The organism is Thalassospira sp. ABL2_045, assembly GCF_056161285.1.
In genome coordinates, this window is sequence record NZ_JBSWYV010000001.1 from 302,505 (window position 1) to 325,472 (window position 22,968).

Annotated in this window: 25 protein-coding genes; 15 read left to right on the forward strand and 10 right to left on the reverse strand. The window is 55.3% G+C overall.

Annotated features, from left to right (window positions below; translation table 11 throughout):
• Nucleotides 1-11: 11 nt before the first annotated feature.
• From ACXAIA_RS01440 to ACXAIA_RS01450, 3 genes are all read right to left on the reverse strand, one after another.
• Nucleotides 12-377, reverse strand: coding sequence for a Dabb family protein (locus ACXAIA_RS01440; RefSeq protein WP_475347772.1), 366 nt, complete (start codon nucleotides 375-377; stop codon nucleotides 12-14).
• Nucleotides 374-1,654, reverse strand: a complete 1,281-nt coding sequence (gene mltA, locus ACXAIA_RS01445; RefSeq protein ID WP_475347773.1) for a murein transglycosylase A — start codon at nucleotides 1,652-1,654, stop codon at nucleotides 374-376. The genes ACXAIA_RS01440 and mltA overlap by 4 nt, the downstream gene beginning before the upstream one ends.
• Before the next feature lie 170 nt (nucleotides 1,655-1,824).
• Nucleotides 1,825-2,520 carry a Tim44/TimA family putative adaptor protein gene (locus tag ACXAIA_RS01450; protein ID WP_475347774.1) on the reverse strand — a complete coding sequence of 232 codons (696 nt, stop codon included), beginning with the start codon at nucleotides 2,518-2,520 and terminating at the stop codon, nucleotides 1,825-1,827.
• A 377-nt stretch (nucleotides 2,521-2,897) separates the two neighbouring features.
• On the opposite strand from ACXAIA_RS01450, the gene ACXAIA_RS01455 reads away from it, so the two are divergent.
• On the forward strand, nucleotides 2,898-3,500 hold the full coding sequence (locus ACXAIA_RS01455; RefSeq protein WP_475343059.1) for an FxsA family protein: 603 nt from the start codon (nucleotides 2,898-2,900) through the stop codon (nucleotides 3,498-3,500).
• A gap of 553 nt (nucleotides 3,501-4,053) precedes the next feature.
• The gene (gene secB / locus ACXAIA_RS01460) at nucleotides 4,054-4,554 is read left to right on the forward strand and encodes a protein-export chaperone SecB (protein ID WP_475343058.1); all 501 of its coding nucleotides are present in this window, start codon (nucleotides 4,054-4,056) and stop codon (nucleotides 4,552-4,554) included.
• A gap of 124 nt (nucleotides 4,555-4,678) precedes the next feature.
• Here the strand turns inward: secB and hemJ are convergent, their stop codons facing one another.
• The 3 genes from hemJ to hemE all read right to left on the reverse strand — a co-directional run bounded on the left by hemJ (nucleotide 4,679) and on the right by hemE (nucleotide 7,824).
• Nucleotides 4,679-5,107, reverse strand: coding sequence for a protoporphyrinogen oxidase HemJ (gene hemJ, locus ACXAIA_RS01465; RefSeq protein WP_044829906.1), 429 nt, complete (start codon nucleotides 5,105-5,107; stop codon nucleotides 4,679-4,681).
• A gap of 360 nt (nucleotides 5,108-5,467) precedes the next feature.
• Complete coding sequence (gene hemH, locus ACXAIA_RS01470; protein ID WP_475347775.1) at nucleotides 5,468-6,583, reverse strand: ferrochelatase; 1,116 nt, start codon at nucleotides 6,581-6,583, stop codon at nucleotides 5,468-5,470.
• A 200-nt stretch (nucleotides 6,584-6,783) separates the two neighbouring features.
• A complete protein-coding gene (hemE, locus tag ACXAIA_RS01475) occupies nucleotides 6,784-7,824 on the reverse strand; it encodes a uroporphyrinogen decarboxylase (protein ID WP_475347776.1) in 1,041 nt (346 codons plus the stop codon).
• A 691-nt stretch (nucleotides 7,825-8,515) separates the two neighbouring features.
• Here hemE and ACXAIA_RS01480 point away from each other — a divergent pair.
• From ACXAIA_RS01480 to ACXAIA_RS01525, 10 genes are all read left to right on the forward strand, one after another.
• Nucleotides 8,516-9,340 carry a pyruvate, water dikinase regulatory protein gene (locus ACXAIA_RS01480; RefSeq protein WP_475347777.1) on the forward strand — a complete coding sequence of 275 codons (825 nt, stop codon included), beginning with the start codon at nucleotides 8,516-8,518 and terminating at the stop codon, nucleotides 9,338-9,340.
• A gap of 47 nt (nucleotides 9,341-9,387) precedes the next feature.
• Complete coding sequence (locus ACXAIA_RS01485; RefSeq protein WP_475347778.1) at nucleotides 9,388-9,993, forward strand: Maf family protein; 606 nt, start codon at nucleotides 9,388-9,390, stop codon at nucleotides 9,991-9,993.
• Nucleotides 9,994-10,037: 44 nt separating this feature from the next.
• Entirely contained in the window at nucleotides 10,038-10,904 is an 867-nt protein-coding gene (locus ACXAIA_RS01490; RefSeq protein WP_475347779.1) for a shikimate dehydrogenase, read from the forward strand.
• Between the two features lie 21 nt (nucleotides 10,905-10,925).
• On the forward strand, nucleotides 10,926-11,510 hold the full coding sequence (gene coaE, locus ACXAIA_RS01495) for a dephospho-CoA kinase (protein ID WP_475343052.1): 585 nt from the start codon (nucleotides 10,926-10,928) through the stop codon (nucleotides 11,508-11,510).
• Nucleotides 11,511-11,528: 18 nt separating this feature from the next.
• Nucleotides 11,529-12,242 (forward strand): DNA polymerase III subunit epsilon, encoded by a 714-nt coding sequence (gene dnaQ, locus ACXAIA_RS01500; protein ID WP_475347780.1) that lies wholly within the window; start codon nucleotides 11,529-11,531, stop codon nucleotides 12,240-12,242.
• 1 nt (nucleotide 12,243) lies between these two features.
• Nucleotides 12,244-13,185: a substrate-binding periplasmic protein gene (locus tag ACXAIA_RS01505; protein WP_475347781.1), complete on the forward strand. Its 942-nt coding sequence runs from the start codon at nucleotides 12,244-12,246 to the stop codon at nucleotides 13,183-13,185.
• Nucleotides 13,186-13,413: 228 nt separating this feature from the next.
• Nucleotides 13,414-14,064 (forward strand): Smr/MutS family protein, encoded by a 651-nt coding sequence (locus ACXAIA_RS01510; protein ID WP_475347782.1) that lies wholly within the window; start codon nucleotides 13,414-13,416, stop codon nucleotides 14,062-14,064.
• The gene (locus tag ACXAIA_RS01515) at nucleotides 14,061-14,420 is read left to right on the forward strand and encodes a helix-turn-helix domain-containing protein (protein WP_475347783.1); all 360 of its coding nucleotides are present in this window, start codon (nucleotides 14,061-14,063) and stop codon (nucleotides 14,418-14,420) included. The genes ACXAIA_RS01510 and ACXAIA_RS01515 overlap by 4 nt, the downstream gene beginning before the upstream one ends.
• Before the next feature lie 342 nt (nucleotides 14,421-14,762).
• Entirely contained in the window at nucleotides 14,763-16,028 is a 1,266-nt protein-coding gene (gene rho / locus ACXAIA_RS01520; protein WP_475343048.1) for a transcription termination factor Rho, read from the forward strand.
• Between the two features lie 181 nt (nucleotides 16,029-16,209).
• Nucleotides 16,210-16,860, forward strand: coding sequence for a LysE family translocator (locus ACXAIA_RS01525; protein WP_475347784.1), 651 nt, complete (start codon nucleotides 16,210-16,212; stop codon nucleotides 16,858-16,860).
• Between the two features lie 32 nt (nucleotides 16,861-16,892).
• Here ACXAIA_RS01525 and ACXAIA_RS01530 read toward each other — a convergent pair whose 3' ends face one another.
• Nucleotides 16,893-17,051: a hypothetical protein gene (locus tag ACXAIA_RS01530; RefSeq protein ID WP_475347785.1), complete on the reverse strand. Its 159-nt coding sequence runs from the start codon at nucleotides 17,049-17,051 to the stop codon at nucleotides 16,893-16,895.
• Nucleotides 17,052-17,182: 131 nt separating this feature from the next.
• Here ACXAIA_RS01530 and ACXAIA_RS01535 point away from each other — a divergent pair, with 131 nt between their 5' ends.
• Complete coding sequence (locus ACXAIA_RS01535; RefSeq protein WP_475347786.1) at nucleotides 17,183-17,776, forward strand: HD domain-containing protein; 594 nt, start codon at nucleotides 17,183-17,185, stop codon at nucleotides 17,774-17,776.
• Between the two features lie 50 nt (nucleotides 17,777-17,826).
• On the opposite strand, the gene ACXAIA_RS01540 is transcribed toward ACXAIA_RS01535, so the two are convergent.
• The 3 genes from ACXAIA_RS01540 to ACXAIA_RS01550 form a co-directional block, all read right to left on the reverse strand.
• Entirely contained in the window at nucleotides 17,827-18,801 is a 975-nt protein-coding gene (locus tag ACXAIA_RS01540; RefSeq protein ID WP_475347787.1) for a quinone oxidoreductase family protein, read from the reverse strand.
• A gap of 125 nt (nucleotides 18,802-18,926) precedes the next feature.
• The gene (locus ACXAIA_RS01545; protein ID WP_475347788.1) at nucleotides 18,927-19,430 is read right to left on the reverse strand and encodes a methylated-DNA--[protein]-cysteine S-methyltransferase; all 504 of its coding nucleotides are present in this window, start codon (nucleotides 19,428-19,430) and stop codon (nucleotides 18,927-18,929) included.
• Nucleotides 19,431-19,448: 18 nt separating this feature from the next.
• A complete protein-coding gene (locus ACXAIA_RS01550) occupies nucleotides 19,449-21,488 on the reverse strand; it encodes a thioredoxin domain-containing protein (protein ID WP_475347789.1) in 2,040 nt (679 codons plus the stop codon).
• 604 nt (nucleotides 21,489-22,092) lie between these two features.
• Between ACXAIA_RS01550 and ACXAIA_RS01555 the strand changes: the two genes are divergently transcribed.
• A complete protein-coding gene (locus tag ACXAIA_RS01555) occupies nucleotides 22,093-22,350 on the forward strand; it encodes a DUF6489 family protein (RefSeq protein WP_475347790.1) in 258 nt (85 codons plus the stop codon).
• A 20-nt stretch (nucleotides 22,351-22,370) separates the two neighbouring features.
• The gene (locus ACXAIA_RS01560; RefSeq protein ID WP_475347791.1) at nucleotides 22,371-22,694 is read left to right on the forward strand and encodes a (2Fe-2S) ferredoxin domain-containing protein; all 324 of its coding nucleotides are present in this window, start codon (nucleotides 22,371-22,373) and stop codon (nucleotides 22,692-22,694) included.
• Nucleotides 22,695-22,968: the final 274 nt, after the last annotated feature.

Sequence of the window (22,968 nt, forward strand, 5' to 3'; positions counted from 1 at the left end):
TTTCTGTTTTGTTATTCCCAGCGCAGTTGCGGCTTCTTCGCCAGGTCCTTTTGCGGGGTGGTGATATTGTCGATATTGATGTTCATGATCAGAATGCCGCCCAGGCCGCCTTCGGTCATTTCGGACAATCTGCTGCCCACCCGGTCGCGATCCAGTTCCGCAAGATAGGCATCGCGCGCGGCCTCATCGACAAAATCGATATTCACCGCGTGGGTAAATCCCTGACCCATCCAGCTTCCGGGCAGCTTCGCCCCGCCACAAAAAGCCACCATCCCCGGTACGGCAAGGGCGGCCTGTTCAAGTTGGCGGAACATGGTCTCGACCTCGGTCGGGTCGGCGTAGGTTGGAATCTGCAAAAGAACGATATGACGGATCATGAACTGTCCCCCCTCGAGCCATCTGCAACCTGCCAGCTTCCCGGATCGATGGTTTTGGGCAGCAGGACATATTTCTGACCGGGCCGGTTCATATGCCCGGCATAAAGGGCGGCGTCCTCGCCCGGGCCAAAGAAGATATCACCGCGCACCGGCCCGCGAATGGCGCCGCCGGTATCCTGGGCGATCATCAAACGCCGGAATTTGCGGTCTGCATTCATCGGATCGCTGGTTTCAAGCCAGACCGGCACACCCATGGCATGGAACCGCCGATCTACCGCCAGTGACCGCCCCGGTTCCAACGGCACGCCTTGCGATCCCAGTGGTCCGGCCTCGGGATCATTGGGATCCACCTTAAGCGGTTGGAAAAACACATAAGATGCGTTGGTATTCATCACCGCATCGGCTTCATCGGGGTTGTCATGCAGCCATTTTCGGATCGATTGCAGCGAAACGGTTTCACGCGTTAGCACCCCGCGCGCAATCAATTCCCGCCCGATGGCAAAGTATGGATGGCCATTGGTTGCGGCATAGCCCACCCGCAGCACACTTTCATCAGGCAGAACCACCCGGCCAGATCCCTGAATTTGCAGGAAAAAGGCATCCACGGCGTCATCGACCCAGACCAGCTCAAGATCGCGCTCGGATAACGCCCCTTCCTCGATCGCTTCGCGGTCGTAATAGGGTTTTACCGAACTGCCCGACAAACGCCCGACCAGCTTGGTGCCTTTCAGATCATCACGAAACTCGCCAAGATCAATCGACACCATGTCATCAGGCTTAAGATAAAGCGGAGTCTGATAGGCGCCGCCACGGGCCAGCTGGCCTTGCAGTTCCGGCTCGTAATAGCCCGTGAACAGGCCTTCTGGCTTATCGCGATTGCCACTGAGATACGGTCTGAAGCCGCTTTCAAAGAAGGTTCGTGCATCTTCCTTGCGCAGATTTTCGACATCAAGTGCGACCGCCGTCTGGCACAGATCGCGCCACTGGCCAATGGTTCCCATCCGCAGATCGGGGCCAACGGCCCGGTCATCATCACGCCTGAGCATCGCCTTGCACGACCGGGCAAAGGCGCGCACGGATCCGCGCATGTCATCGCCTTGCCAGCCATCAAGTTCCCCAAAGCTCGCCGGGCGGAGCGTCAGTTTGTCTTCGACCTCGGCCGGGGGTTCGATCTGTCCGGTGATTTGTGGCCAGAACATCCAGATCAGGGCCGCCGCCGCACCCACCAGGACGGAAATCAGCGAAAGGCTGCGCGATAAAACCAGTCGTCTTTTCAAGATGGAATCCGTTTTTCAGAACAGTTCAACGAAAATCCGATCTTGCCCCTGACATGCTTAACAAGGCGATAATTGCCCGCAGCGCCGTGTCTTCCGGACATGAAAAAGGCGACCCGGTTTGTCGGATCGCCTTTGATATCTGTGATCTTTAAAGCCCGGATCGGATGGGATCAGTCGGTGGTTTCTTCTTCCGGGGTTTCGGTTGCCACCAGCTGCCAGTTCGGATCGCGGCTTTCGATATTGCGCGCGAATGTCCAAAGGTCTTCGGCCTCGACCACCTGATTGGGATCACCATCAACCACATCGCCTTCGGCATTGCGGATGACCGAAACTTCCTCGGAAACGAATTTCACCGTGACATAGGCCGTGCGGCCTTCAAGGCTGGCGTCATGGATCGACGCGCTCTTGATACCGACCAGGGTGGTTTCCTCGTGCTCGCCTTTTTCAGCGCGGGCATCAATGGCGGATGCGAAATTCTTGTACACCTCGGCCGAAAGCAACGGGTTCAGGCCGTCCTTGTCGCCCTTGGCAAAATATTCGACGATCATTTCGAACGCCATGCGCGCGCCATTCAGGAAGTCCTGCTGGGTGAAGTTCGGATCGTGTTTCTGTATTTTCTGCAGGGTCGCAAACGTGCCGGACGGAACATTTGCGTCTTCCTGATCGTTACCGGAGTCCGGCAGGCGATAAACGTTATCGGTCTGAGGAGCGGTGTCGTTCTGACCTTCATTATCATGGGTCTGACGGCCAAAGATATCGGACGGTCCCTGTTTTTCATTACCGGTACGCCGGCCCAGAACGCCGCGCAAACGCAGCACAAGGAAAACCGCAATCAGAGCGAATAAGAATATATCGAAATACTGCAAGACCGGTCTCTTGATCCTAGTGGTTTCAAACTGGTTGCACTTATATCACAACCGTGGTCGAGAGATGGTATGAACTTAACCAAATGCAAGGGCAACTGCCGATCGCGCCCGAAGATGTGATCATCTTCACCCTTCACCTGCACCATCCGCAGGCATATGGGGCCAAAGGACGATCTGCCGCATTTTTGTCGCGTTGTCGTTTTAGCGTCCCGACCATCTATAAGGACGACAGTCTGCAGATTAATGAGAAATCACTGAAATCCAAGTTGTTTTCTGCAATAGTTTCAGCAAGACGTCAGCTTTGAGCACAAACATCATGTGTTAAAGCGATACTTGCGGGCCGCTGTGCTAAAAAATCGCCAGTAAACGGAGAAGAAATGGGCTTTTATTTTCTCGCGATATTCGTCGCCATGCCGATCATCGAGATCGCGGTCTTTATCCAGGCCGGCGAACTGATCGGGCTGTGGCCGACCATTGGTGTGGTTGTCTTGACCGCGATCATTGGCACGTCGCTGATGCGCGCCCAAGGCCTGCAGACTCTTGCCAAGGCACAAAGCCAGATGGATCAGGGCGAAATGCCCATCGGGGCGATGTTTGACGGAATCTGCATTCTGGTGGCCGGTGTGTTGTTGCTAACGCCTGGGTTTGTCACCGATACGTTTGGCTTCCTGCTTCTGGTGCCGCCACTGCGTCAGCTGATCGGGGCCAAAGTCATCATGAAGCTCGTCCAGTCGGGCAATATCCGCACCAATTTCGGCGGCGGATTTGGCGGATCACATCCCGGCGGTCCACATGGACCACACGGCGCACGTGGTCCGGGCGCAGGCGGGACCCGCCGACCCGGTGCGGGACCGATCATTGATGGCGATTTCGAAGATGTCAGCCCGCATGATCCGTCCAACGATACCGGGCAGGGTGACGATACGGAAACACCGCGCAATCTGCCGCCCCATAACGATCCACGCGACGAGACGCGCTGATTTCACGGGAAAATCACAAAATCAGAAGGTTGGCTGATATGTTAGAGCACGTCGCGTTTAATCTGCGCCATTTTGCCGGAGACAGTCTTCTGTCGCACAAGGAAAGATCCGCAGAGCGTAGCGGCGCTACGGTCAAGGATCCTGACGCAGTGGGGCGAAAGACTGTCCCGGCCCGAAGGGTTTGATTTTGGCGGCGTTTCGCGGCGTTACACCGTTTGACCGATGCGCCGCATCGCTCTGCACGCCGTGCCTTGCCAAACGGCACGCCAAAATCAAACAAAATGATGCAAATTAAGCGCGACGTGCTCTAGTCAACCTTCTTTGATTCTAGGGGTCTGATGGCAAATGACATCAGGCAAACCCGCAGAATTAAGCGCTTTGCGCGTCTTGCGATTGGCTTGCCCGTCTCTGTCAGACGTGCTAGGCCAACAAGTCCAATTCACCTGCCGCGATCGGGCGGCGTCAGTAACAAGCATTTCAGCATGGCCGGATGGCAAGGCTGAAAGCTTTTTTCTGATCAAGACAAAATGACCTCTAAGGGAGCTAGACTTTAATGGCCGACGAGAATACCACCGGTGCAGAAGGCGCTGCAGACCAACAGCAGCAGCAGCCGTCAAACCCGATCACGATCCATACCCAGTACATCAAGGATCTGTCGTTCGAAAACCCGAACGCACCGGAAAGCGTTGCCCTGCAGCAGCAGCCGCAAATCAATATCGACGTTGATGTCGAGGCCCGCACCACCCAGGACCAGAAACTTCACGAAGTCACCATCAAGATCAATGTCAAAGCCGACGTTGCTGAAAAGGTCGCCTTCATTGCCGAACTGCAGTATGGCGCTGTGGTAACGCTCAATGTTTCTGACGAACATCGCCTGCCGGTCCTGATGATTGAAGTACCGCGCATGCTGTTCCCGTATGTCCGCAAGATCATCTCTGACCTGACCGCAGACGGCGGCTTCCCGCCGCTGATGATGCAGCAGATTGATTTTGCTGATCTTTTCCGCAAGAAATTCGCCAAAAAGATGGAAGGTCAGCCGGCCGGCAACGCTTGATTGACCCCATCCAATCAGGTTTTGATTCGATTCCAAAATGATATAAGATCAAAGGCCGCCAGTTTGGCGGCCTTTTTATTTTAAAATCGTAATGAAATCGATCAGATCGTATGACCGGTAGCAATCAGAACGGTTTTGCGATCACCATGAAGACGACGATGATCATCAGAACCGTCGGTACTTCATTGAAAATACGATAGAATTTCTGCGATTTGGTGTTGGCATCTGCCTCGAACGCGCGGCGATAGCGGGCCAGCATCATGTGCGAGATGGTCATCAGCACCACACATAAAAGCTTGGCGTGGAACCAGCCCTGCGACAGGGCATCAATGGCAAAGACCAGATGGCCGCCAAACAGCCAGGTGGCAATCATCGCCGGGTTCATGATCGCACGCAGCAAACGGCGTTCCATCACCTTGAACTTCTCGCTGGCTTCCGATCCCGGCGCTACTTCGCAGTGATAGACATAAAGTCGCGGCAGATACAGAAGCCCCGCCATCCAGGCGATCACGCTAATGACATGCAGGGATTTGATAATGCTGTAGCTATCCATCTCTCTCTTCTTTCGGGTCCAAACTCAGTCACATAATCGTCCCGGTCTCCCGGATTTGTGCGGATATGCGGAGCAAAATCGCAGGAAGATCTATATCTTTCAAGATTTTGCGACAACATAGCCCGTGCAAATCCGGGTGATCCAAAGGACAATTGATATGAGAGAAAGCCTCCGCGTCAAAACCCTTGACCGGGGATCACCCCGCTCTGCGGGCTTTTCCTAGCTTTTTCTCTCATATCAGTTGCCGGGGCGGTCATGTGACTGAGTTTGGACCCGATGTTTAGCGTGCGGTGCGCCAACCTTAGCAGCAAAAAGGCCGATCCCCCAATGGAACCGGCCTGATCGGCTTGCGATGTGAGACTAGGCCCCGGCGGGCTTCAGACCGGGCTGCTTGGCCGCAGCACAGGAATGTTCATCCGGGCACCACCAGCCGCGCGTCTCAACCGACGGGTCATCGGCACCCTTTTCATCAAGTTCTTCCTGAGTTTGTTTTACAACCGAAACAAGACCGTTGATGAATTTCGGATGGGAGCACACCGTGCGCACCCGCTCATAGACCGGCACATGTTTTTCATGCGCCAGCTCACCATATTCGATGTCGAGTTCGACCAGGGTTTCCGAATGCTCGGTGACAAAGGCAATCGGCACAACGACAATCGCCTTGTTTTCTTTGCCGGCACGCTCGATCTCGTCCTCGGTCGATGGGCCGATCCATTCCATCGGTCCGACCCGGCTTTGATAGCAGACATTCCAGTCTAGCCCGTCGATTGCCATCTTCTCGACCACCGCGGCCGAGGTTTTTTCGATCTGCGACTGATAGGGATCGCCACGCTTGGTAATCACGGCTTTCGGCACGCCATGGGCAGAAAACAGGATACGCGGCTTATCAATGCCAAGCTCGCTTGCTTTCTCACATGCCCGTTCATAGCCGGCTTTGATCATTTCGGCCGATGCATCCACAAAGCCCGGATTGGTCGGATAGCAGCAGGCGGTCTTGATCGGGGAGTTAAGGCCTATCTTCTTGCAGGCCAGTTTCCAGTCCTTGACCGACGATCCGCTGGTTGTCGTGGAAAATTGCGGATAAAGCGGCAGCAAAATCTGTTCATCCGCGCCCCAGGCCTTCACCTGGGCCGCGGTATCATCGGCAAACGGCTTCCAGTAGCGCATGGCAATGAAGCAACGGTTTTCATAACCGTCATCTTCGCCATTGAGCGCTACCTGCAAGGCATCAGCCTGCTCCTGGGTCAATTCCAGAAGCGGCGATTTACCACCGATATGATCATAGATCTCGCGCGCAATCGGGGCGCGGCGGCGTGAAATCAGCTTTGCCAGCAAAAACCGGAACGGATTGGGCAGGCTGATGATCGCCGGATCATTAAACAGGTTGAACAGAAACGGCTCGACAGAGGCCGGACTGTCCGGACCCCCAAGATTGAAAAGAACAATGGCGCGTTTCTTGCGCGTCGTTTCGGACATTTGGCTATCCTTCATGGCACAGCGTGTTTCAACCGGTTCCCGACAAACCGGAAATTTGCGTAAATCCGTCGCGCTCCGGGGCCTATTCTGGTCAAACAGGTGCGGAGCGCAACAAACTTAGGCCACTATACGCATTGAATTTTTCAATCGATTTGATTGATTTCAAAAATCACAAAATAAAATGTAGCAATTGCCGACATTTATCCTTTGTAATCCCGAATGAAGTTCACCAGCTGGCCAACATGTTCCGGCGGGGTTTCCGGCGTGATGCCATGGCCAAGGTTAAAGATGAACGGTCCTTTGCCCAGCGTATCAAGGATGCGTTTAGCTTCATCAAACATCGGATCACCGCCCGTGATCAGCAGCATCGGGTCAAGATTGCCTTGTACGGGGCCTAGTGTCTGAAGGTTTTCGGCCACCCAATCGAGTTTCACCCCGCTATCAAGGCCAACCGCGGTCACACCGGTTTTCTGTTTGAAATCGACCAGATGCAAACCACAACCGCGCGGGAAGCCGATTATCGGCAGATCCGGGTGTACGGCGCGCAAATTGGCAACGATTTGTTTGGTCGGCTCGATCGCCCAGCGATTAAAGCCGGTCTCAGAAAGAACCCCGCCCCAGGTTTCAAACAGCTGAATGCATTCTGCGCCAGCTTCAACCTGTTTGAGCAAATATTGCGTAGTCGCCTCAACCACAATGTCGATCAGTTTGGCAAAGCCATCGGGATCGCCATAGGCAAAGCGGCGGATATTGGCAAAGTCCTTGGAGCCTTTACCCTCGACCATATAGGTCGCAACGGTCCAGGGTGAGCCCGCAAAGCCGATTAGCGCTGTGCTGGACGGGATCGCGGTCGAGAGTTTGGAAACCGTCTCATAGATCGGACCAAGGGTGTCATGAATGCTATCAAGTGAAAGCTTGCCCAGGCCCGAAGCATCTCTGATGGCCTCAAGCTGTGGGCCTTCACCCTGCTTGAATGCCAAATGCTGACCCAGTGCCTGCGGTATAACGAGGATATCGGAGAACAATATTGCCGCATCGAAGTTATAGCGCCGTAGCGGCTGCAACGTAACTTCGCAGGCAAGATCGGGATTATAGCAAAGATCAAGGAAAGAGCCTGCTTGTGCACGCGTGGCCTTGTATTCTGGCAAATAGCGGCCAGCCTGCCGCATCAGCCAGATTGGCGGTGTGGCAAGAGTTTCACCGGCAAGGGCACGCAAGAAGGTCTTCTGGGTGTTGGGCATCTGGTTTCCTGTTCGTCTGTCCCGATCGCTTTTAAAGCTTGGCTCCGGTTCTGAGCGGATCGTTAGAAGGGTCCGGAACCGGTTTTGTTATTTCGTGAAATGTGTCCTGGGGCCTTTGCCCGAACGTTTTCCACGTTCTGCCTAACAAAACCTTATTTAAGAAAAAAGGATGTTGTTTGTGAGTGGTTCCCTGTGGATAACAGGGATTAAATTTCGCGCACAGTTTATCCACATTCCGACTCGGGAAAAATGATTCATCTCAAGCGGTCTTGGGGAAAACTGTGTACGACTCCGAACGACTCTCAGACTCTGCCTTGGGAAAAGACGTTTTTGAATATCGGGGATAAGGTGAATAAGTCTGGTTTTCGCATTCTTATCCCTGCTATTACGGGAAAAAATCGGCACTTATCCCGCTCGGGACAGAGCGTTTGAGAAAGTTTGTATGAGGAGGAGGATAAATTCTGTGGAAAAAACCGGGTCGGAGTCGCTCCCGTTATCCACAATTATCCACAGGCCCGACTCCGATCTGCTAACTTCGGGTTGCGGCAAAAATACTATACATTCAGATAGTGATCGGTATTTTGAACAGCCCGGTGGGCGTTTGAACAAATTTTGAAAAATCGCTTGGCGCGCAAAAAGTGGATAAGATTCTGCTTGTGGGCCCGGATTTTGGCCAAAGAAACGGACAGGCATGGTCGGGACGGACAAAATTTTTCATCTTCATCTGGTCTCGGACTCAACCGGGGAAACCGTCGATGGTATTGCGCGCGCCTGTGTCGCGCAGTTTCCAGATGTGCGGGCCCATGAACATGTCTGGTCGCTGATTCGCACCGACGCGCAGCTGGCCCGTGTTTTGGCCGATATCGAACGCAATCCCGGTATCGTCCTTTATACCGTCTTTGACAGTGACATCCGCCGCAAGCTCGAAGAAGGCTGTCGTCGTCTGCAGGTCCCGCACAGCCATGTGCTTGATAATACGGTGACCATGATGGCGGGCTATCTGGGCCAGCAATCGCACGGCCGGACTGGTGCGCTCCATAAAATGGACGAGGAATATTTCAGCCGGATCGAGGCGATCGATTACACGCTGTCCCATGATGATGGCCAGTCCGGTTGGGATCTGGAAGAAGCCGATGTGGTGATTGTCGGTGTCTCGCGCACCTCGAAAACGCCGACCTCGGTCTATCTGGCCAATCGTGGCATCAAGACCGCCAATATTCCCTTTGTGCCGGGCTGCCCGTTGCCACCCGAACTTGATCAGCTGAAAAAGCCACTGGTGGTCGGGTTGATCAAGGATGTTGATCAGCTGGTTTCGATCCGTAAAAACCGCCTGCGCCAGATCGAACGCGGCGAGGGCGGGGATTACGTCGATCCCGTTGCCGTGCGTGATGAAGTTCATCAGGCCCGGCGTTACTTTACCGAACGCGGCTGGAAGATCATTAATGTGACCCGCCGCTCCATCGAAGAAACCGCGGCCATCATTCTTTCAACCATGTATGACCGGCGCGGTCACTAAAAGTGCTACCGATAAACAAGGTCGCGCCCACCAATCAGGATAAAGCCATGCCCAACACCCATCGTCTTATTCTCGCCTCAAGCAGCAAGGCTCGCCATGCCATGCTGACCAATGCGGGCGTTAATTGCGAAGCCGTCGCCTCGATGATTGACGAGGATGGCTATAAACAGGCGATGAAGGCTGAAGGGGCAAGTGCTGCCGAAGCCGCAGAGACGCTTGCTGAAATGAAGGCGCTGCGCATGTATCGTCAGCAACCTGATGCCATCGTCATTGCCGCCGATCAGATGCTCGAATGCAATGGCATCTGGTTTGACAAGCCGATGGATCGTGACAATACCCGTGCCCAGCTTCTGGCGCTTCGCGGCAAAAGCCACAAGCTGGTTTCGGCCGCTGTTATATATAAAGAGGGCTCGCGCATCTGGGGCACGATCGATACAGCCCATCTGACCGTGCGCAACTTCACCGATGAATGGCTCGAAGACTATCTCGATGCCGCCGGCGAAGAGATTTATCACTGTGTTGGCGGCTATCAGCTTGAAGGTCTTGGCGCGCAGCTCTTTACCGAGGTGCGCGGGGATTATTTCACCGTTCTTGGCATGCCGCTGTTGCCGCTGATCGGCTTCTTGCGTGATCATGGCGTTCTAAAAGCATAGCAAAAACAAACCGATAATAAGAATTCAGGCAGGAAACATCATCCATGACCCCGCGTAATCCCTATCGCACATTGACCGGAACCTCGCGCCTGGCGGGCGTGATGGGCTGGCCGGTCTCGCATTCGAAATCACCGCGCCTGCATGGTTACTGGTTGGCGAAATACGGCATTGATGGCTGCTATATGCCGCTGCCCGTCCAACCGGAAAACTTTGAAACGGCGCTTAAATCCCTGCGCGATCTTGGCTTTGGTGGTGTCAATGTCACCATTCCGCACAAGGAAGCGGCGATGGCGGCCTGCGATCAGTTAACCGATCGGGCCAAACGCGTCGGGGCGGTCAACACAGTCGTTTTCGGCGAAGATGGGTCAATCACAGGTGATAACACCGACGGGTACGGCTTTATCGAAAACCTTCGTCAGGAAGCCCCGGATATCGCCTTTGCCTCTGGCCCGGCCGTTGTGCTTGGCGCCGGTGGGGCGTGCCGCGCGGTTCTGGTTGCTTTGCTCGATGAAGGCAGCCCGGAAATCCGCCTGGCCAACCGGACACGTAAACGTGCCGAAGACCTTGCGACCGAAATCAATGATCCCAGGATCAAGGTTGTTGACTGGCCGCTGGCACCCGATGCGCTTTCCGGTGCGGCGCTTGTTGTGAACACGACAAGTCTTGGGATGGTCGGTCAGCCGAAGCTTGAAATTGATCTGACCGGCTTGCCGCAAACAGCCCTTGTCACCGATATTGTCTATGCACCGCTGATGACCGATCTTCTGGTGCAGGCAAAGGAGCGCGGCAATCCGATTGTTGATGGTCTGGGCATGTTGCTGCATCAGGCACGACCGGGTTTCCATCGCTGGTTCGGCATTGATCCGGAAGTCACCCAGGAACTGTGCGACTTCGTTCTTTCGCCTGATTAAGAATATATTGGTGATCTTATAATGAAAATTCTTGGGTTAACCGGCTCTATCGGCATGGGCAAGTCAACCGCGGCGGCGATGTTTCGTCACCTTGGGGTGCCGGTCCATGATGCTGATGCGACCACCCATGAATTAATGGCGCCAACCGGACGGGCGTTTGATCCGATTGCGGCGGCTTTTCCCGATGTGATCCATGATGGCCGGATTGACCGCCAGGCATTGGGCAAGATCGCCTTTGCCGATCCGGGTGTCTTGAAAAAGCTTGAAACCATTTTGCATCCACTGGTGCGCGACGGTGAAAACCGGTTTCTGGCCAAACAACGGCGTCTGGGTCGCAAATTGGTTGTTCTCGACATCCCGCTTTTATACGAAACCAATGGTGAAAAGCGCTGTGATCATGTTGCGGTTGTGTCAGCGCCGGGGTTTATTCAACGCCAACGTGTTCTTTCGCGACAGGGGATGACGGACGCAAAATTTTCCGCCATTCTGTCCAAACAGATGCCTGATATCGAAAAGCGAAAGCGTGCCGATTTCATCATCCCGACAGGCTTGGGACGTGCGGTCACTTTTCAATATATTCAGGGCATTATTGACCAACTGCGTTGATCACTGGACCCAGAATAGATGCGTGAGATTGTCCTCGATACCGAGACCACCGGCCTTGATCCGTATGCCGACCACAGGCTTGTTGAAATTGGCTGTATCGAACTGATCAATCACATGCCAACGGGCCGTCAGTATCACCAATATATCAATCCCCAGCGCCCGATGCCCAAAGAGGCATTTGATGTTCACGGTCTGGGTGATGATTTCCTCAAAGATCAGCCGGTCTTTGCCGAGGTCGCCGATGATTTCGTCGAATTCATTGGCGAAGATTCGGTTCTGGTCATTCACAATGCCAGCTTTGACATGAAGTTCCTTAATGCGGAACTTGAATGGCTGAGCAAACCCCGCATTCCCATGGACCGCGCCCTTGATACGGTTCAGATGGCGCGCAAGAAATTCCCGGGCTCCCCGGTCAGTCTTGATGCGCTCTGCCGTCGTTTCAAGATCGATAACTCCAACCGTACCCTGCACGGCGCGCTGCTTGACTCCGATCTGCTCGCCCAGGTTTATCTGGAACTTCTTGGTGGGCGTCAGCATGGCCTGTCACTTGATCCCAATGCGTTAAATAACGATCAGGACGATGAAAATGGCGGTCGGCGGGTTCTGGGGCCAAAAGGCAACCGGCTTGAACCCAGGCCGCACGTGATCAGCGACGAAGAGCTCGCCGCCCACGAAGCCTATATCGAGGCCAAGGTCAAAGATGCCCTCTGGCTTGCAAAGCAAGAGGCATAAGATGGGAAAACGGCAGTGGCCAACATTGCGTTTTCGAGATCTGTATTTCAAAAGATGCGCCCGACGCCTTGCCAAAGCCCTGTTGGTGGCGATGGTTCTCAATGCAGCCCCTGTTGGTGTTCATGCCCAGCAAACTGGGGCGAAAGACCCATCTGACCCGACCGTCTTTGATGGCACCTATATTATCCATCTCTCTGAAAGCGCACGTGTAAGGTCAAGCGGCCGTCCGGAGCCCGGCTATTTCGATAGCCTTGCCATTGAACTGTTCGCCCAAACCGGTCTTGCGGTTGAAATCGTGCCGCAGATGCCGTGGAAACGTCAGATGGAGCTGGCCGAACGCGAAACCGGCCATGTCGTGTATCCCACCACCCGCATTGATTATCGCGAAGACGTTTTCAAATGGGTCGGTCCGGTCAGCCGCACCATCTGGAACCTGTATGGCTTTGAAAACACAGGCTGGCGAGACCTGACGTTTCAAGCGCTGTTGCGCGATGCCCGGATCGGGGTTCTGATGGGATCTGCGCGCGAGGCCTATTTGCGTGATCGCGGTGCGGAACAGTTGATCACGGTGCCACGCGAAGAGCTTTTGTTGCCAATGATGATGGCGGGCCGCGTTGATCTGATTGCGGTGGGTGGCAATATCCTGCGCCATTATGTCAATCAGGCCCGCAGCCAATCGCCCAAAACGACGGTGCCCGACATCGCCGGGGCCGTGCCATATCGAACCTGCTATCTTTACATCGCGATTAGCGGTGATGTGCCCGATGCGGATGTCACAAAGCTCCAGACACAGCTTGATAACTTCAAGACCAATGGCTTCTTCATTGAAAACCGTCGTTCGCACGGTCTTTCGACCAATCTGGAAAGCTCGTTCCTCAAGGCGATGCTGAACCTTGATAATAACGGCGTGACCTGTGTCGATCTCAACGGCGTCGGGCCGTAAGCGCGCAGTTCGCAAGGACCCAAATCCCCGCGCCCAACTGTTTTTCAAACCAACATATTGTCGTCCCGATACCGAATTCGGGTATGGGCGCGGTTGCGCGAAAAGCTCGGACACGGCAATATGCCGCGAACATTCCTTGGGTGACCGGGCTGTTGCGAACAGGCACTATCGAACCGTCGATACAGCTTGGCGCATATGGACCGCGCCGGCTGCATATCGTTCTGGTGGATGACAAGTAAAAGACCCAATAAGCGACGCCGTACCATCACGGAAGATGAAAAGACCCTGTGGGAGGTCTTTACCCGTGACGTCAAACCCTTGCGCAACAAAAAGCGTAAGGGCGGCGATGATGATATGACCGCATCCGACGATGAAATCCACACCAGCGACACCGCGATCACCCTGCCGGACAATCTTGGTGACAAGCTCGAACAGTCCGAACAAAGCCGGGCGGCGCGCAATCTGCCCTCGGCCCGTAATGCCGACCGTGGCCCGCAGATCAAGAACCGCCAGCTTGGTGAACTTCAACCCGGTGTGACTGACGGCATTGATCGATCGACGGCCAACAAATTCCAGAAGGGCAAGATGTCGATCGACGGGCGCATTGACCTGCATGGCATGACCCAGGATGTCGCGCATAATGCGCTCAATGCCTTTATCGAAGACAGTTGGCGGGCCGGAAAGCGCTGCGTTTTGGTGATTACCGGCAAGGGATCGCGCGCTGATGAATATGGCCGCACCGGTCTGTTGCGCGAACGCACCCCGCAATGGCTGAGCGCGCCGCGCCTGCGCAACCGTATCCTTGCCATCAATCAGGCCCAGATTCAGCACGGCGGGGCCGGGGCCTTTTATGTTTTGTTGAAACGGAGACGCCCGTGACACCTTTTGGCAATCGCATCAGGGAACTCCGGGCGCGGGGGAACGTCACACTGACCGATATGGCAACCGCCCTTCAGCTCTCACCGGCCTATCTGTCCGCCCTTGAGCACGGCCATCGCGGGCGGCCGAGCCCCGGTCTGGTGCAGCAAATCTGCGGCTATTTCAATCTCGTCTGGGACGAGGTCGATGACATCAAACGTCTTGCTCAGCTGTCCCATCCCAAGGTCACCGTCGATACCGCCGGGCTTGAACCAGCCGCGACTGAGCTTGCCAATCTGCTGTCGGAACGCATTGCCGGCCTGAGCGACGATCAGCTTGATCGCATGCTTGAAATCGTGCGCGAACGCCCGGCCTAGGGCGTCTTTTTCGCAACGCTTGAGCCCATATTTCCGTAACTGTTGATGGAATTTAGGGTATTCAGCCGCCAAAAACGTGTTTTTTGTACAACGTGAGGGGGAAAATAGCCGATTTCATCGAATCACGGTTTGACTATTGCGATTTTCAAGGGTATCAATCGGTGGTGTTTCGATCCAGAAACATGAAAATACCTGCCTTTCTTGCAACTCCAAGGTTTTTGATCCGTCCGCACGCACCAGCAAACGCCTGAGCGCCTTGCCTGACGGTCAACCGCACATCTTCTTTTCTATCTCCATTAAAATATTCGCCCCTTCGGCAACCACAGATCATTAAACGCACATATGCATCTTCAGGACCTTAAAAAGAAATCTCCGACCGAGCTGCTTGCCCTGTCAGAGGAACTCGAAATCGAAAATGCCAGCACGCTCCGCAAACAGGAGCTGATGTTTGCCATCCTCAAGCAGCTGGCCGAGAACGACCACGCCATTTTTGGTCAGGGCGTTCTTGAAGTTCTGCCGGATGGTTTCGGCTTCCTGCGCAGCCCCGAGGCAAACTATCTTGCCGGCCCCGACGACATTTACGTCAGTCCGAGCCAGGTGCGGCGTTTTGGTCTGCGTACCGGTGATACGGTCGAAGGCCAGATCCGTTCGCCCAAGGAAGGCGAGCGTTATTTCGCGCTGCTGAAAGTCGACAAGGTCAACTTCGATGCGCCGGAAAAAGTCCGTCATCGCATCAACTTTGACAACCTGACCCCGCTTTATCCCGATCAGCCCCTGCATATGGAGCGTGAGTCTGATCAGGAAGGCACGAACAAGGACACCACCAACCGCGTGATCGAGCTTGTCTCTCCGCTTGGTAAAGGTCAGCGTGCCCTGATCGTGGCACCGCCGCGCACCGGTAAAACCGTGATGCTGCAAAACATTGCGCACGCGATCGAGGAAAACCACCCGGAAGCCTATCTGATCGTTCTTCTGATTGACGAACGCCCGGAAGAAGTGACCGACATGGACCGCTCGGTGAAGGGTGAGGTGATTTCCTCGACCTTTGATGAACCGGCCCAGCGTCACGTTCAAGTCACTGAAATGGTTCTGGAAAAGGCCAAACGCCTGGTCGAGCACAAGCATGACGTTGTCATCCTGCTGGACTCCATTACCCGTCTGGCACGTGCCTATAACACCGTCGTGCCAAGCTCGGGCAAGGTCCTGACCGGTGGTGTTGATGCCAATGCGCTTCAGCGTCCGAAGCGCTTCTTTGGTGCGGCGCGTAACATCGAAGAGGGCGGGTCTTTGACCATCATCGCAACCGCTCTGATCGATACCGGTTCGCGCATGGACGAGGTCATCTTTGAAGAATTCAAAGGGACCGGTAACTCCGAACTGGTTCTGGATCGCAAACTGTCTGACAAGCGTATCTTCCCGGCGATTGATATCCTCAAATCGGGGACCCGTAAGGAAGAGCTCCTTGTCGACAAGGGCGTTCTGTCCAAGATGTGGGTTCTGCGCCGTATCCTCAACCCGATGGGCTCGCAGGATGCGATGGAATTCCTGCTTGGCAAGCTCAAGGGTACGAAGAACAACGACGACTTCTTCGATTCCATGAATGGCTAACGCCAACCGAGCCTGATGGCTCGGCAAGTTGGATCGACCAAATCAAACGGGGCCCGCTGTGGCCCCGTTTTTTTATGTGCGGATCCGATCGGCGCGATGTTTCACATGAAACTGTGCGTGCTTGCGATCTTTGATTTACCCGTCATACTTGTATGTCGAAAATGATCGGAAAGGGAGGGCGATGACGGGCTTGGAAATCGGTACGGTCATGCTTGGCATTGTGCTGGCGCAGGTGTCACCGGGCCCAAACATGATGGCGGTGTCTGCCGCTGCCCTGTCGGGTGGACGACGGGCCGGGATGCTGACGGCATCGGGTATTGCGACCGGCGTGTTCGTCTGGTCGATCCTGTTTTCTTTCGGTATCGGAACGATTATTGACGCCTTCCCGCAAACCTTGACCGCGATGAAGATTTTAGGCGGCACGTACTTCCTGTATCTCTCAGCCAAATCCCTGCGCAGTTGCCTGAAACGCCCGGGCAATCAAGCCGCTACATCCGATCCCCAAATCATCCCAAGACTGGGCTTTGTCTCCTGGCGGACCGGTCTTCTGGTGGTGTTGACCAATCCCAAGGCGGCGATGATGTGGGTGGCGGTATCGATGTTTCTGGCCTCTGCCCATGATGGGGCGCATTCGTCGCTGGTCTTGATCGGTGTGATGGCCGCCATTTCCGCGATGATGGTCTATGGGACCTATGCCGTGCTGTTTTCAACCGGTGTTGCTGTCAGAACCTATCAGCGCTTTTTCCGCGCCATTGATGCCAGTTTCGGGGCGATTTTCGGCCTGATTGGCGGGCGGTTGCTGATCGACGGGCTGCGCTCCTTGCGCAACTAACCAGCACAATATCGGCCAAGCGACGCGCACTCCTAAGCCAGGGCCAAAATCACCTCTGCGACATTCCCGCCTAGCTTCTGGCGTTCGACGCGGGCATCGCCCGGCTCGATGCTGAAACTGTCATCGCTCAGCTGCAGGGGACTGTCATTGTCGTTGCGCAGTGTCAGTTTCAGGCGCAATTCCTGTGACATGGTCCAGATCTCCCTTTAAATCGCGTCGCAGTGATGGGGTTGATACTACCCTGTTTGCGGCGGTTTTTCATGGCTTTGCATGATTTTCAGCCGCCCGGCCCGATGAAGGCTTGAAACCGGGCAAAAGCCGTGTGAATCTGGCCCTTCTGTTCACGACTGTATTGCGCTTTATGCAGCTTCTACTCAAATCTGTTGATTTCGCCGCCCGCGCCCATCGCGACCAGCGTCGCAAGGGGGCCGCACAGGAACCCTATATCAATCACCCGATTGAGGTTTCCCGCCTGATTGTCGAATGCGAGCCCGGCACGGACGAAGATATCCTTTGTGCCGCCGTCCTGCATGACGTGATCGAGGATTGCGGTGCGACGCGTGATGAAATCGCTGCCTGCTTTAACGATATTGTCGCTGACATCGTGCTGGAAGTCAGCGATGACAAGGCCCTGCCACGTGATGAGCGCAAGGCAAAGCAGATCGAAACCGCCCCAAGCCTGACCAACGGCGCCAAACTGGTGCGTCTGGCTGACAAGGTCGCCAATGTCGGCGCCATGCTGACCGACACGCCGATTGGCTGGGATGAAAAACAGATCCTCGCCTATGTCGACTGGGCCGAAGCGGTGGTCGCCCCATGCCGCGAAGTCAGCGACGGCCTGTCAGAACGCTTTGATGCCATCGCCCGCGATGTGCGGATCTTCCATCAGAACGAACTGAAAGAGGCAGGGAAATAACCCTGCCTCAATCATGATTTACATATAAATATCAGCGCTATAGCGCCAAATCAGACCGTAAAGACGATTGAGCCGTTGGTTTTGCGGCTTTCGAGGTCGTCATGGGCCTGTGCGGCATCGGCAAGCGGGTAGGTCGCGGTGATGTCGATGGTGACGATGCCTGATTTCAGCACGTCAAACAGCTCACCGGCACTCGCCAGAAGCTCTTCACGGGTGGCGTTATAGTGGAAGATGCTTGGGCGGGTCAGGAAATAGGCGCCCGGGGCAAGCTGGGCCAGCGATACCGGCGGCACCGCACCCGATGACTGCCCGAAGCTGACCATCATGCCCAGACGTTTGAGGCATTTAAGCGAATCGTCAAAGGTGTCTTTACCAACCGAATCATAAACAACTTCAACACCTTGGCCGTTGGTGATTTCCTTGACCCGTTCGGAGACGACCTCTTCGCGATACAGGATCGGGTAATCGCAGCCCTTGGCCTTGGCGATTTCGGCCTTTTCCTTGGAGCCGACTGTCCCGATCACGGTCGCACCGAGATGTTTGGCCCACTGGCAGACAATTTGGCCAACGCCGCCCGCTGCCGCGTGGATCAGGATGGTGTCGCCCTTTTTGACCTCATAGGTCCGGCGCAGAAGGTATTGCGCGGTCATGCCCTGAAGCATGGCGGCCGCGGCCAGTTCGAAACTGACATCATCGGGGATTTTGACCAGACCCTTGGCCGGCATCACGCGTGCCTCGGCATAGGCACCAAGCGGCTGTGCGGCATAGGCCACGCGATCACCGACCGCCAGATCCGTCACACCCGGACCCACTTCTTCAATGATACCAGCACCTTCCAGCCCAAGGCCCGAGGGCATGCTGGGTGCGGGATAGACCCCGGAACGGAAATAGATATCGATATAGTTGAGCCCGACCGCCTTTTGCGACAGGCGGACTTCGCCTTCGCCCGGGGTTCCGACATCGACATCTTCAAATTTCAGGACATCGCTGCCGCCGGTTTCGTAAAATCGGAATGCTTTGGTCATCGGGGACCTCCCTTGATGCGCTGTGTCGCGCCTGTTTGATCAATGGGGGGAGTGTAGGGCAGATATCAGCGATTTGCAGCAGGCGAAGTTATATATTTCGCAGAGTAGAAATACCGGGCGCCACCCTAAAGTTCGAAGCTGCCCTGATCGCTGCCAAGCGGCAGGTCAACGCCTTCAATCTTTAAAAGTGCGCGTTTGGTTTCAAGCCCGCCCTGGCCGGAATAGCCGCCCGGCTTGTCGCCCGCGGCCACAACCCGGTGACAGGGGATGATGATCGGGATCGGGTTCAGGCCACAGGCCGTGCCGACCGATTGAAACGCCTTGGGGGATCCCGCCCTGGCCGCCAGTTCCTTATAGGTCGCTGTTTTACCACTCGGAATCTGGCACATCGCATCCCAGACCGTCTTTTGGAAATCCGTGCCATCCGGGGCGAGTGGCAGGTCAAAGCGCGTCAACTCACCCGCGAAATAGGCGGTCAGTTGCTTTTTGGCGTTTTCCAGCACGGCTGTGCTTTCAATCTCGTCAACAAACCCCCAATCAAGCGCAACGATTTGATCTTCAAAGGCGAAAACCGTAATTGCGCCGATGGGTGTGTTGATCGAGATTTGCGGCATGGTGGCGTCTTTCATAAAGGCGGCGCTTGGGTGTTATGCCGCCTTGGTTGGCAAATCGGCAAGCAGGCTGGTCAGATCCTCGACACTTGTCACGGGGGCGGAGCAAACCGGGCCTTGGCAGACATAGGCGGTTTCCTTGCCGTCAATCGCGGTTTTGCCCTGGGCCGGGTGGCCATCGGGCAGGGCATCCCCGTCTGCGAGGATCGTGATCGCGCGGTTGGGCAGGTAACTGCCAAAGATCGCACGGCGCATATCCAGATAGGTCTGGCTGCGATCCTTGGCGATCAGAACGATCTGTACCGGGTTTTGCAGCATTTCTGCCGCCATCATCAGGCCCGGCATATTGGGGAACTGCTCGCCAATCCGTCCGCTAAAGGCGGACAGGGTGATTTCGGCGTGATCACGGTATTTGGTGTCCCCGGTCAGGGCATAAAGCTTGGCAAGGTTCTGGGCCATAATCGCATTGCCGGACGGCACCGCGTTATCCATGAAGGGTTTTTGGCGCACGACAAGGTCACTGGCATCCGATGCCGACTGGAAATACCCACCCTTGGCATCGGCAAACAGGGTTTCCACGGTCTCTGACCATTGGATGGCTTCATTAAGATAAACATCCTCGCCAAAGCATTCATAAAGCCTGAGGGCCGCGCGGATCATATGCGCATAGTCTTCGAGCATCCCGGCATGCTGGACGCGACCATCGCGATAGCTGTGCAAGAAGCGATCACCCTCCATCAGGGTATTGAGCACAAAGCCATAGGCAAGCTTGGCGTAATCCAGCCAATCGGCGCGGTGGAAGGTCATGGCGGCCTCGGCAAAGGCGGCAATCGTCATGGCGTTCCAGTCGGTCAGCGCCTTGTCATCCCAGCCCGGACGAATGCGTTTGGCGCGCTCGCTCAAAAGCTTGGCGCGAAGCTCAGCCAGCTTTTCCTCGGTCGCGTCATCGGAAAGTGCCAGCCCCGAAGCCGTGCGGTTGAGGATATTGTGCCCTTCCCAGTTGCCGTCTTTTGATACGTCATAGAATTTCTTGAACAGTTCGGCATCCGCGCCAAGGATCTGATCAATCTCGGTTTCCGACCAGACATAGAACTTGCCTTCGACCCCTTCGCTGTCGGCATCGAGGCTTGCGGTAAAGGCACCGCCGGGGATGCGCATTTCGCGCAAGATCCAAGTAATGGTTTCCTCGACCCGTTTGGCATAAAGCGGATTGGGATCGACCCGCCAGACATCACACAAAAGATCAATCAGCTGGGCATTGTCATACAGCATCTTTTCGAAATGCGGCACCAGCCATTGATCATCGACGGCATAGCGGGCGAAGCCGCCGCCCAGATGATCATAAATCCCACCCTGACACATGCGATCCAGGCTGTGTTTGACGATGCGTTTGAGCCCGTCATCCTCGGTGCGCTCACCGGTTCGCCACAGATAGGACAGCAGGCTGGGCTGCGGGAATTTCGGTGCGCCGGATGTCCCGCCATTTTCCCCATCCATGATCTGCAGGCAGCCATGGCCGCAGCGATCAATCATCTGAAGGGTCGGGATCGCACCCACAGTGGCCCGGTTCATCTTGATCAGCGCATTGGAAATCTGGCTGACATTGTGGCGCACGTCATTGGGTTTTTCGGCGTAGATCTTTGCGACCGTTTTCAGCACATCCCCAAATCCCGGACGACCATAACGCGCTTCCTTGGGGAAATAGGTCCCACCCCAGAACGGCTCCCCATCCGGGGTCAGGAACATGGTCAGCGGCCAGCCACCCTGTTGGCCGAGAAGGGCGAGCGCATTCTGATAAAGCGCGTCAAGGTCCGGGCGTTCTTCACGGTCGAGCTTGATATTGATGAACAGGTCATTCATCAGGGCCGCAATACCCTCATCCTCAAAGCTTTCATGGGCCATGACATGGCACCAGTGACACGCCGCATAGCCAACTGAAAGCAGGATCGGCTTGTTGGCGGCCTTGGCAGCGGCAAGGACCTCGCTGCTCCAAGGCTGCCAATGCACCGGGTTGTCGCGATGCTGAACAAGATAGGGGCTTGTTTCCGAACCAAGATTGTTACGTGCGAGTTCCATTTTGTGTCCTGTGCCATTCATTGGTGAATGACTTTATCGTTTGTTGCGGTGGCGTGATGAGGTTGAACCCTACGACCACGCGCCAGTCATCAATGCTGGCAATGCTTTGCAGGGTCTGAACCCAATTGAATGTTTAAAATGGCATCAGAACAATCAAGAAATGCGAGGAAATCGCAGCAGCGCGGGGCGGCGCCCCGGGCAAGGTGATTGACGAAGCAGGACGAAGATTGTTCTGATGTCCTTTGGATCGGAGGCATTTGCACGGGCTATTGCGTCGTTTTACCTTGAAAGGCAACAAGCCTTTCTGCGTTAAAGCTCCTGATATCCGCACAAATGCCTCGCGACCATTTCAAGCATTCAATTGGGTTCAGACCCTCGTGTGTTTGAACGAGTCTAAGGGTTCTGCCCGCATTCATAAAGGCCAATGGCCGGAATCTTTTATCGCAATATTGTGAAAGTTGCGGTCGCAGCCATGCCTTCGGTCCCATATGGTGGGTGTGGGGAATGTTATTGTGATTGCGGCGGGCTTGCTTGTGGCGATAATGGGCCAGCCAGACAAAAAAGACAGAGACCGAAAAACAGAACAGATCAGGAGATCAGGGCGATGAAAGTAACCGTGAACATTGATTGCACGCCGGAAGAGGCACGGACCTTCTTTGGCCTTCCTGATGTTCAGCCGATGCAAAAGGCGATGATGCAAGACATCGAAGACCGGATGAAAGCCAATCTGGCGGCGATGGACCCGGAAACCATGCTCAATACCTGGCTGCCCCAAGGCATTCAGAACTGGGAACAGCTTCAGAAAGCCTTCTGGGGCCAGTTCAACAGCACACCGGGTAGCAGCAGCGGGAACAAGGACTGAGCCGGGATCAAATGACGTCCATGCGTGAACATTATTATCAGGCACATGTTTTCGTCTGCCAGAACGAACGCCCGGCCGGCCATGAACGTGGCTGCTGCCAGTCCAAGGGTGCGACCAAGCTTCGCAATTACATGAAGGTGCGCGCCAAGGAGCTTGGCCTGCCGCAAACCCGGATCAATACTGCCGGCTGTCTCGATCGCTGCGAACTGGGCCCGGTGATGGTGGTCTATCCGGAAGGTACCTGGTATCGCGTTGATACGATGGAAGACATCGAGGCGATCTTGAATGATCATCTGATCGGCGGGCAGGTGGTCGAACGCCTGCAGCTTACCCCCGATCAATAGGCGACAGATTTTAAAAATGCCGGCCCGCGATATTCTGCGTGGCCGGTTTCTTGATGCGTGGATGATGGATACTGCGCCAGCGCTGGCAGGGCGAAACCATGCCAAGCTCTGCCGTCACCCCGCGAAGGCAGGGGTCCATGGTCGGTAACTGGGCCGGACCGCGCAGGCCGGCAAAGAGCATTCTTCTATTAAATCGATCTTGGTATTTTCAGCGGTAGGTTGACCTTTGCCGCTGTCTGGACGATATCCTCGTCAACCACGCAACCGCTTCTTC